Source organism: Candidatus Terasakiella magnetica (assembly GCF_900093605.1).
In the GTDB taxonomy this organism is placed as follows: Bacteria; Pseudomonadota; Alphaproteobacteria; order Rhodospirillales; family Terasakiellaceae; genus Terasakiella; species Terasakiella magnetica.
Genome location: NZ_FLYE01000045.1, coordinates 230,377 through 240,550 on the forward strand (window position 1 = coordinate 230,377; position 10,174 = coordinate 240,550).

The 10,174-nt window shown below is 42.0% G+C and carries 12 protein-coding genes and 1 pseudogene; 6 read left to right on the forward strand and 7 right to left on the reverse strand.

Annotated features, from left to right (window positions below):
• Positions 1-13 precede the first annotated feature (13 nt).
• Positions 14-418 (reverse strand): bacteriohemerythrin, encoded by a 405-nt coding sequence (locus MTBPR1_RS14440; RefSeq protein WP_069189718.1) that lies wholly within the window; start codon positions 416-418, stop codon positions 14-16.
• A 252-nt stretch (positions 419-670) separates the two neighbouring features.
• Here MTBPR1_RS14440 and MTBPR1_RS14445 point away from each other — a divergent pair, with 252 nt between their 5' ends.
• Positions 671-1,489 carry a phosphate/phosphite/phosphonate ABC transporter substrate-binding protein gene (locus MTBPR1_RS14445; protein WP_069189719.1) on the forward strand — a complete coding sequence of 273 codons (819 nt, stop codon included), beginning with the start codon at positions 671-673 and terminating at the stop codon, positions 1,487-1,489.
• A gap of 25 nt (positions 1,490-1,514) precedes the next feature.
• Positions 1,515-3,122 (forward strand): sensor histidine kinase, encoded by a 1,608-nt coding sequence (locus MTBPR1_RS14450; RefSeq protein ID WP_069189720.1) that lies wholly within the window; start codon positions 1,515-1,517, stop codon positions 3,120-3,122.
• 24 nt (positions 3,123-3,146) lie between these two features.
• Here the strand turns inward: MTBPR1_RS14450 and MTBPR1_RS14455 are convergent, their stop codons facing one another.
• Complete coding sequence (locus MTBPR1_RS14455; protein WP_126465261.1) at positions 3,147-3,350, reverse strand: hypothetical protein; 204 nt, start codon at positions 3,348-3,350, stop codon at positions 3,147-3,149.
• A 70-nt stretch (positions 3,351-3,420) separates the two neighbouring features.
• Positions 3,421-3,630, reverse strand: coding sequence for a cold-shock protein (locus MTBPR1_RS14460; protein ID WP_069189722.1), 210 nt, complete (start codon positions 3,628-3,630; stop codon positions 3,421-3,423).
• A gap of 336 nt (positions 3,631-3,966) precedes the next feature.
• On the opposite strand from MTBPR1_RS14460, the gene MTBPR1_RS14465 reads away from it, so the two are divergent.
• On the forward strand, positions 3,967-4,389 hold the full coding sequence (locus MTBPR1_RS14465) for a hypothetical protein (RefSeq protein WP_069189723.1): 423 nt from the start codon (positions 3,967-3,969) through the stop codon (positions 4,387-4,389).
• A gap of 54 nt (positions 4,390-4,443) precedes the next feature.
• Here MTBPR1_RS14465 and MTBPR1_RS14470 read toward each other — a convergent pair whose 3' ends face one another.
• The 3 genes from MTBPR1_RS14470 to MTBPR1_RS14480 form a co-directional block, all read right to left on the reverse strand.
• Positions 4,444-4,890, reverse strand: coding sequence for a cupredoxin domain-containing protein (locus MTBPR1_RS14470; RefSeq protein ID WP_069189724.1), 447 nt, complete (start codon positions 4,888-4,890; stop codon positions 4,444-4,446).
• A gap of 228 nt (positions 4,891-5,118) precedes the next feature.
• Complete coding sequence (locus tag MTBPR1_RS14475) at positions 5,119-5,904, reverse strand: substrate-binding periplasmic protein (protein ID WP_165602683.1); 786 nt, start codon at positions 5,902-5,904, stop codon at positions 5,119-5,121.
• Between the two features lie 177 nt (positions 5,905-6,081).
• Positions 6,082-6,819, reverse strand: coding sequence for a substrate-binding periplasmic protein (locus tag MTBPR1_RS14480; protein WP_069189726.1), 738 nt, complete (start codon positions 6,817-6,819; stop codon positions 6,082-6,084).
• Between the two features lie 205 nt (positions 6,820-7,024).
• Between MTBPR1_RS14480 and MTBPR1_RS14485 the strand changes: the two genes are divergently transcribed.
• Positions 7,025-7,933: a hypothetical protein gene (locus tag MTBPR1_RS14485; protein ID WP_126465263.1), complete on the forward strand. Its 909-nt coding sequence runs from the start codon at positions 7,025-7,027 to the stop codon at positions 7,931-7,933.
• A 91-nt stretch (positions 7,934-8,024) separates the two neighbouring features.
• On the opposite strand, the gene MTBPR1_RS14490 is transcribed toward MTBPR1_RS14485, so the two are convergent.
• Positions 8,025-8,738 carry a hypothetical protein gene (locus MTBPR1_RS14490; RefSeq protein WP_126465265.1) on the reverse strand — a complete coding sequence of 238 codons (714 nt, stop codon included), beginning with the start codon at positions 8,736-8,738 and terminating at the stop codon, positions 8,025-8,027.
• Positions 8,739-9,141: 403 nt separating this feature from the next.
• Between MTBPR1_RS14490 and MTBPR1_RS18480 the strand changes: the two are divergent.
• Both MTBPR1_RS18480 and MTBPR1_RS14495 read left to right on the forward strand, forming a co-directional pair.
• Positions 9,142-9,306: pseudogene (locus tag MTBPR1_RS18480) on the forward strand (DUF6538 domain-containing protein); the annotation flags it as partial.
• A gap of 12 nt (positions 9,307-9,318) precedes the next feature.
• Positions 9,319-10,092, forward strand: a complete 774-nt coding sequence (locus tag MTBPR1_RS14495) for a phage integrase (protein ID WP_126465267.1) — start codon at positions 9,319-9,321, stop codon at positions 10,090-10,092.
• Positions 10,093-10,174 lie beyond the last annotated feature (82 nt).

The window sequence follows — 10,174 nt, forward strand, 5'->3', positions numbered from 1 at the left end:
CTCCCCTTTTTATTTAATGCGTGGTTGTCGCAATAAAGTGTTTGTTTTTGACAACATCTTCAATGATGTGATGTTCCCACCAGATTTCCAGTAAAGATGTGAGTTTTACAAGAAGCTGCGGATGGCGGTCTTCATAGGATTCACAGAGACTGCAGAGCTCCTCAAGAAAAGCGGAATGTTTTCTTTTATGCTCATCTAGCTTTGTATAACCGTTTTCTTCTAGGATTTTTTCTTCTATAGCAAGATGGTCTGTATATTCAACAAGCTCACCTAAAACATCCATGACGATCTCATCATAATTTTGTTCGCAAGAGATGGTTTGTAGTTGATTGTAGAGACTGACGATTCTTTTATTTTTGGCGTCTATTTTCTCATGACCCGTGCGGTGGCTTGCGTTTCTCCAAGTTAAAGTACTCATGATATTTCCCCAACGTAGTTCCAAGATCATAGTAACAGTGATGTGGGCAAAGAAATATCCGTAGGAACCCCTTATACAATCGTACTTTTTCTTATCTCTTTGCATATGAGCAAAACCGGATTTGTTCTCATATGGGGATAGTTTTATATCAAAGACTTAGGTAAATTGATTTTCATTTAGTGAAAATGCAAGTCATAATGGAAATCAATTAGACTGCTTTTCATTTTGCGGAAATTTGTGAGGAACTGTGCAATGAAGAAGATAATATGTTCAATGGTGTTTCTCGTCGGGCTTCAAATTCAGGCGGCGCAGGCAGAAACCCAGACTTTCACATTTGGTTTTGTTCCTCAGCAGTCTGCAAAAGTGTTGGTACAAAAATGGGGGCCGATCCTGCGCTATCTCAGTGAGGAAACAGGCTATAAACTCAAATTTCGCACAGCCTCAAAAATTCCCGAGTTTGAAAAACGTGTGCGTAATGGGGACTATGATTTCTCCTATATGAATCCCATTCATTATACTGTTTTTGCAAAAGAGCCCGGCTATCGTGCCTTTGCCAAGCAAAAAGGCAAAATGATTAAGGGCATTTTGGTGGTGCGCAAGGATGCAACGCTTAAAGAGCTTGAGGAATTATCTGGTAATACATTGGCCTTTCCCGCACCCGCCGCCTTTGCAGCCAGTGTGTTGCCCCGCGGGTCATTATCAGGGGCAGGGGTGAGCTTTATCCCTAAATATGTTGGTAGTCATGATTCAGTTTATCATGGTGTGGCAAAAGGTCTTTATGTGGCAGGGGGCGGCATTCAACGTACCTTTGGGACTGTTAAACCAGAAATAGGTAAACAGCTGCGCGTTCTTTGGACGACCAAAGGCTATACGCCTCATGCTTTTGCTTCACACCCTCGCATCCCTCAAGAGGTTGTGAGCAAAATTCAAAAAGCATTTGTTGAAATGTTTAACGCCCCCTCAGCTCGTAAGCTTTTGATGGCTATCGGTTTTAAAAAAGGGGCTGAGGCAGCGGTGAATAAAGACTGGGATGATGTACGCGGCCTTGGTTTTACAGAGCTTCCAAGATAAATAAGAAAAAGAAAGAACCTTATATATGTTAACCAACATTCGTAAAAAAATCAGCCATCTGTCTTTTCGATGGAAGGCTATTGTCTTTATTGCGAGTGTTGAAGGACTGTTTAACATCATGTTCGCCATTATTGTTGTGAGCGTGATGCAAAATAATCTGGAAGAGCAGTTTTTTAAACGGGCACAAACAACAGCGCAAATTTTTGCCAAAACCACGACCAATGCCGTTCTGGCAACCGACATTGCCTCATTAGAAAGCTTTGTCGAAGAGGTGATGACCAACAACGATATCAGATACGCCCGTGTGATTGATACCTCAGATGTGCTGGTTGAACATGCTCATGATCAAGAGCTTTTAAAACGCTCTTTCGTGGCCGATACCAATTTAGGTGGGGTGGATGATAATGTTTTTGATACCTTTGCCACAATTTCAGAAGATGGTGAAGTTTATGGGCGTGTTGAAATCGGCCTTTCAACCGACCTTTTAGGTTCAACCATCACGCAAATCCAGCTTAAGGTGATTTTAACTGGTGTGGGTGAGATTGTCTTTTCTGCCATCGTTTCCTTTTTGCTTGGCACTTTTTTGGTGCGTCGTCTGATTGACTTGCAAAAAGGCTCTAAAAAGATTGCGCAAGGCGACTTTGATTTCAGGATCAATGATGAAGGCGGTGATGAGCTTGCGGCAACTGCACGGGCCTTTAATGACATGTCTTCAAAGGTTAACAGCCTTGTGCATGGGCTTAAGCAGGCCAATACCGGGTTGGACGAAAAACGCCTCATGGCGGAAAATGACCTGCAACTGGCGCAGGCACGCCTGATCCAAGCTTCAAAAATGGAGGCCTTGGGAACGCTTTCTGGCGGTATTGCCCATGAGATTAATACACCGACGCAATATATCGGGGATAATCTCATCTTTTTAAGGGATGCCTCGCAGAACATGATCCAGATGGTCTCACTTTGTCGCGAACTCTGTGTTGAGGCGCGCAAAAATGGTGTTCTGGTTCATTCTGTTGATGAGATTGAGAAATTCACCGAGAGTATTGAAATGGATTTTCTCATCGAGGAGATCGAAGATGCCATTAAACAGTCTGTTGAGGGGGTTGGTGAAGTCAGCCGGATTGTACGAACCATGAAAGATTTCTCACATCCCGGGAGTGTTGAGAAAAGTCATGTTGATTTACATGAGCTGCTTGAAACAACGATTTCAGTCTCTAAAAATGAGTGGAAATATGTGGCTGAGCTTGAGCATGACTTTGCGGCTGATTTGCCCAAAGTAAGCTGTTATCCCGGTGAGCTTAAACAAGTCTTTCTCAACCTTATCGTCAATGCAGCGCACGCAATTGGCGCGTTGGAAAAAGATAACCAAGATGGGGTTGGGAAAATTCAGATTGCCACGAAACATCAAGATGGTTGGGTTGAGGTCTTGGTAAATGATACTGGCGGGGGCATTCCCCATAAAATCAAACAGCGTGTGTTTGACCCCTTTTTCACCACCAAGGACGTGGGTCAAGGTACAGGTCAAGGACTCGCCATTGCTTTTGACATTGTTCAGAACAAGCATGGCGGGGTGATTAGCTTTGAGAGTGAGGAAGGCCAAGGAACCTCGTTTATGGTTCGCCTTCCAATCAGCTAAGCTGCAGTCATCAATAAATAGGGTTTATTTATTTTGAACGGCTCTTGCGAGTTTGCGTGCGGCTTTTCTTTGTTTTTCTTCTTTTTGAAGGCGCAAAGCTTTTAGATTCGCAATCTGGGAGGAGCGCTCACTTCCAGCGCTGAGTTTTTCTTCGAGAAAGCTCTGGCTTTCTTCTTGGCTTATGCGGGCAAGTTCTTCTGCTCGTGATAGTTTCAGGTTTGTCATCATGTATCCTTTAGAGCAAAAGAGAGGAAAAAAGCTGCCCCCAGCCAAATGCCAAGGGGCAGCTTAAATCACTTTAGCCAATAACTGTCAGGTTAGTCGCAGAGGACTTACCGTTACGACCTGTTTCCAGTTCGTATTCAACTTTTTGGCCTTCATTTAAGCTGGAAAGACCAGCGCGTTCTACAGCCGAGATGTGAACGAACGCATCTTGTCCGCCATCTTCAGGCTCAATAAAACCAAAACCTTTAGTCGGGTTAAACCATTTTACATTTCCAATAGCCATTACATTATCCTTTGAATTGGAATGTGAATATACGCATCCCACAACGTGTGGTGAAACGTTCAACTTTAAATCACAATGTACTGAGAAACGAAAAATTACGGCAAAACCGAGAATAACTGAATCGCATAACTGTGCGAAAGATTGAAGGCGTTATATGCCTTATTTTTTTTATAAAGTCAAGAAAATCTGAAAAAATTGCAAATGATTAAATTCGTCAGCTTGAAGAGCAAATTCTAATGAAGGTTATTTTCCTTTGTGTTCCCATTTGGGGACAGTCTGAAAACAAACAATAACCTATAAGCCCTACAGGTTGGAGATACGAAGGGCTATGGGCTTATGGCATCTAGTTATTACATAGATAAAAATGATCAGGGGCAGGACTTTATATATAAGGTCATTATAGATGACCTAAAGCTTTGCCAAAAATCTCCTGAAGTTCTTGCCAGTGTAGACTTGAGAACAGAATTATTCTGTGAACTGAGTGATTATACGATCAAATATTTTAATGGCATTGAGCGTCTTCTACGCGCAAAGAACTGTGAACATTTTGATGCGTTGGAAAAATATCAATGGTCTCTTTTGCAGGACCTTTCAGAGCTGCAATGGTCTATCGAACATGGCTGTGAGTCAAAAATGATTAAAGAGACCCTGTACTCCTTATTGATCCGATTAAATGCAGTTAAACACTATCTCGATGAGAAATGTGACTTCTGCCTTTGCCTTCTTTTACCTAAAAGCTGTGGTAATCTTCGCGCATAGTTTCAATCATCAATGAATAGGGAGGCCTGTTATCAGCACACCTCCCCTTATCGCTTACTTGATTGTAATGTTAACGCCTTGTGTTTCGCCGCGAGAGCCCGGAATAGACAAGCGATAGGTGCCTGGCTTGATGGCAATAAAGCCAATTTCCATTTCACCAGCATCATCAAATTCAATGCTATCAATGCCGATGGGGCGAATTTCAAGGTCGTTTACGACAACTTCATCAACCCAAATGGCACGAAAGAAACCTGAACCGCTTAGAGCAAGTTCTGCTGAACCATCACCGATAATTTCCATCTCGTAGTATTTACCAGATTCAAGGGTGATAGAGCCCGTAGCTGACACAGGCTTACCAGAAGCCAAAGTCAGTGCAGGCATTTCACCTTTATTGCCTTTTGACAGCAAGCCTGCAAAACCAAGATCATGCGCTGAAGCGGCATTGCCAAAAGCAAAACTTGCACAGGCCGCAGCTGCAAAAATCATCTGGCGCAATTTCATATCGTATACTCCTTGTTCGATATCATGTTGGTTGGCTTTATATAAAACATGCACCAATCCTATCGAATTTCATCGTCTTAGTTGAGTGTACTTTAGTCTATGAAATTTTGCTTAAAAAAAGAGAAACCCACCAGCCTGAACTGATGGGTTTCTAGTTGTCCAGCTGGCGCTTATGGCCAGTAATAGGTCTTTAAAATACGATATTCCAATCAGCATTATTTATTCTCTTTATCGTGCTTCTGTCGCATATTTCTGGGCAATCTTATCAATCACGCCGTTGTGTTGTAGACGCAAGATTTCCTGATTGATGCGAAAAGTAAGGTCTTTTGCATTCTTTGCGTGGCGAGAAATTATCAAATGCATCGTCCATGCCTTGGCATAGGTAATTGGTGATGCAGAAATCCCGGAGGGTAAAGAATTACCCTTATCCATGTAATAATGCCCAGAAACAATCTCCTGTAGCGATAAAAAGCCCTCGCAGCGTCCCTTATCCAACATTTCCAGACCGTTTCTAATTGAACTTGTCTCGTTGGAAATGTCACTTTTTACCACCCCGTAACCCATCAGGTTGGTGCCACGGTTGGCACAAAGCTGCAATTTCTTCAATTGCTCAGGCTTGGTGATTGGACGAGCCTGTTTCGTTTCATCTATTTTGGTAAATAATGTCGGGGTAAGAGTGTAAAGGGGGGTGGAATAATAAAACAGGTTCGCGCGTTCTAGGTTATAAGACCCGTCCGCAATAATGTCGAAACCCTGACCGCTCAATGTATGTTTATAGCAGCGTTTCCAAGGGATTGGGTTAACGTCGTAGGGCATATCGAGTACTTCAAATAGCGGTTTCAGCACATCAATTGTCAGGCCGGACATTTTCCCTTCGTTTACGCCTTGGGGATAAAAATGGTAAGGAGGATAGCCACCGCTACCATGACAGATGCGAACAATATCTTCAGCTTTTGCAGAGTATGAAAAGATAGACGATATCACCGTTGCCAGAATGATGAGCTCTTTTTTCACTTGCATCTCGCTACCAAGTTGAACCTTTCTCTAATATAATCATTATTGCAGAAATCACGGTTTTATCATAGCTCGAAAAAGGTTGATTGCCTCACTTGGCTCTATTATCGCCGATTTGAACTTTATCTGTTACGGGCCAGTAAATGAATATGTTACATCCATACTTTAGAAATACTGCTATTGAGATAATTGAAGAGTTTCATACTTATGAAAAATAAGGTCTAAAACGCCTTCTTTCTTTATATCCGCAATCGCCTTATTGATTTTTGGTAAGTAAGCCGCTTTAGATTTATGCAATCTAATCTGCATGGGAGATGAGTGATGCACAGGCCCAAAGTCAATTTTTACTTTTTGCTGTTTGGCATGAAAGTTTGCGACTTCATATTGGAGTAGACCAACATCGCCACGCCCCGCAGCGATAATACGTACAATTTGCTCAGGGGTCCGCACATCTATACGCTTGCCAAAATGTTCTTCGCCTAAATAATTATACCCTTTGATACCGACAACCGATTTTGATTGCAGTGATTCTGGGTTAGGGATTGGGAATTTTTTTTGGTGAGCGAATATAAACATTTCACGACCAAAGTGCAGAGGGTCTGAAAATAACTGGATTTCGTTTTCTTCTGGTTTGGAACGCCAGACAGGGTTTACACAACAGGTAATGACAATCTCGCCACGGATAAATAATTCGCGCCGCCGAACGATAGGATAAGATTTCTCTTTCAAGCGAACCCCAATCCTATTTGCAATTTCACGCATTAAATCGATGTATATACCTTCATAGCCATTATTCCCATGATAACTAAAGGGAGGACGCATCTGATCAGGAACAGGTATGATCCATGTTTCAGTGGCTTTGGCTGAAAAAGGTAGGACAACCAAGAAAAGAAGTAATAAGGCAACTTTTTTCATTTGTTACTCGCTCATGTCTACTGAACTATACACATAGGTGCAGAAAAACAAAAGATCAGTGTTTGCATATCATTTCAACGTCCTCTTTGCTTCTTCACGTATTATAAACAAAACACGGAGGCTCCGTGGGGGGAAATGGCGATTCTAAATCAATAGTGGTCCCTTTGCCGGTGTCTTTGTAGACATAGATTTGAGGGCGAAATTATTGTATAATCCACAGTATGGAAGGAGGGTTTCATTGAAAATATTATTGTTCATTCTTTGCATGTTGCTTGGTAATCTGAACGCATCTGCGCAAACCGTTTTCACCTCTCGCATGGGGGAAAGCTTGAATGACAGGCGTCAGGATTATGTCCATGAGCTTATGAAATTAGCATTGGATGAGACCGTTGAAACCCATGGCTCTTACCTTTTAAAAAGAACTGAAACCCCCGCAAATATGAAACGCTCAATTCAGGATTTACGTATTGGAAAATACGAGAATTATTTTGTGCGCCAGTCTGTTAGTAAAGAAAACTTAGAAGAATTTGTCCCTGTTCCTTTTCCCGTGGACCTTGGAATTGTTGGATATCGCCTTGCATTTACTTCGCGTGAAGGGGAGTTGAAGTTAAAGTCTGTTAATGCCCAAGATGACCTAACGCCATTAAGGATGGTGCAAGGGATTGGCTGGTTAGATACCGATATATTAAGGCATTATGGGTTTAATGTGGAAACCTCAAATTCCTATGAAAGCATGTTCAAGATTGTCGCAAAAGGCCGGGCTGATGTTTATTGGCGTGGCGCAAATGAAGTTTTGCAAGAGTGGAAGGACCGCCAGCATATTAAAGGGCTGGTTTTGGACAAAAACATAATCCTCTACTATCCGCTACCGCGTTTTTATCTGACGAGCAAAGGTAATGAAAAAGCGGCTGAACGGCTTTATGAGGGATTGATAAAAGCATTTAATACAGGGAAAGTCCTTAAACTCTGGAAGAAATACTACGGACCCAGTCTTGCATTTACCAAGCTTGAAACCCGAAAAAACATTCGCATATCAAACCCGTTTCTTAAAGGAATTGATAGGAGCTATGAGCAATATATCTATAACCCTTTTAAGCGGCTTTTAGAAGAATAAGGATTAGTCAGCTGTAATGGGGATTGCCCGCGTCTTCGCCCAATTATCGCTCATGCTATTTCGATTTTAATAGCTGTCTGTGAAATGTCGATCAATTAGTCGAAGGTATACGGTCTTTGGCATAAACCTTTGAGTTCAATTGAGTGAATGGTTTGTGTGAGGATACATATTGGTCAATCTTTTCCATGATGGTAGCATGTTCTTTTGCAAGGTAGTGGTATAGGTTGACTGTTCCTATGGCAAGGGAGAGCTGGGGCGCGTGTTTGAAGCCGACTTCATCGTTATAGAGCTTGACCGAAAGGGTTGAGGATAAGAAACCTTTGATACGACCTTGTTCATATGCATCCATCAGTTTTGATTTTTGATTAAAGCGAACTAAGCGTTTTGTGTTTGCCAGTGTGTTAAGAACAAAAAGGTCATGCCATTTGATACCGCTGATGTACCCAATAGGCACGCTTGTATAATCATTATACTTGGGATTTAGGAAAATACCTTGTTCAACTGTCACGAAAGGTTTGGATGAACGTGTGAAGGCGCGGGAATAGAATTGCTCAGCAATTGGGTTTCGGTATAACTCTCCATCAATCCTGCCTTGGTTGAATTCAAGAATGCCTCGCCGACCGGGAAGGAAGTCAAACTCAGTTGAACATCCAATGCTGTCGTAGATGTTGATGAGTATAGGAAGTGCATGACGGGCAATATCATCCCCCATCACGGCGACAATCTTTTTTGGACAAGCCTCTGTTGATGTGATTCCCAAACTGAACACACCAATCAAAGCTATCCAAAGTGTTCGTCTTATCATGCATACCATCGTCGTAGACCTCATATGTATGGTAACACAAGATGGGATTATTGAAACTGAGAAGTGGCTGGAGGAAGTTGATATCTTATCGTATATGAATAGGCTTTCAGGAATTTATAGTTAAAAATCACTTGTTTGTACGGACAGACTAACAAAGAAAAACCCCACCAGAATGAACTGATGGGGTTTTCTTGATCGCTTGATCTTCTTGACTGTTACACACGGCTGCTGAGCCGAGGTAGGAAGCCAAGGAGTTCTGTACTGTTTCTTATGAAGAATAATACATTTTGGAATCCTAGGTTTTCAAGACCTAAGACCTTATGGGGAATAAAGAAAATATCGTTTGCATGAAATTAATTTGTTGAGGTGGTCCACCGGATTGGTCCACTAAGGACTGCAAATCATGCACTTAAGACGAAGGGGTGGTGTTTACCACTGGAGGAGAAAACTTCCTCATTCAGTAGCCAGTAAATTGGGAAAATGGGAGTTGGTGAGGTCTCTCAATACTTCAGACCGTCAGGTTGCAAACACGAGAGCAGCTAGGCTGGTAATCGCTTCTGAGAAAGTCTATAACCTCGCTATGACTGATAAAAAAATTACATCTGAACAGATAAATGGAATCGCTTGCAAATGGCTTAAAGAGGCTCTTGAGCAAGACGAAGAAGTGCGCCTTCATTTACCAGTAAGTCAAGCTGCGTATGCTGAATGTGAGCCTGATGACGACCCTGTTGATGTGGATGTTGAACAAATAAAACTTTATCAATCGGAAACCAAGGAAGCATTGTCTCGAAATGACATTAGGTATTCTAAATCATTGGTGAAAGAGGTTTTGGCATCTGAAGATTTCCAAGTAGATGACAAATCTGATGAAGATAAGATATTGTCACGCGTGATGCTAAGAGCTGTCAGTGAGTTTTATCGCATTATCAAGGCTAGGCGCTTAGGTGATTACACTGTTGGGAATATCGACCCTTTATTTGCTGAGGTCCTTGGCTATGGAAGCTCTGGTCGAAATTCTGATAGTGGACAATCACAAATCAAGCTTTCCGAGTTGTCAGGGAAGTTCATTGAAGCTCAAATTCGAGATGGTAAATGGCAACCGATTTCAAAGAGAAATAATGTCCCTAAGCTTAACAAGTTCATTGAAATGGTTGGTGATATTCCAGCCGATAATGTAACTCGAAATATGATACGAGATTATCGTGATGCACTTGATGATATGGGTTTGAAAAGCAGCACTATTGGTCAACGTTTCAAGGTTGTCGCGGCGATGTATAACTGGGCAAAGAGAGAAGGTTATACAAGTATCGATAACCCTCTTAAGGGTTTAGCCCCAAGAGATGACTGTTTCTGAACCTTATTCACTTTGCAATAAATATCAATAAGTTACTGATAAGTATTGACTATGCGAAACGCCGTTGGTAGTACATTTGGGT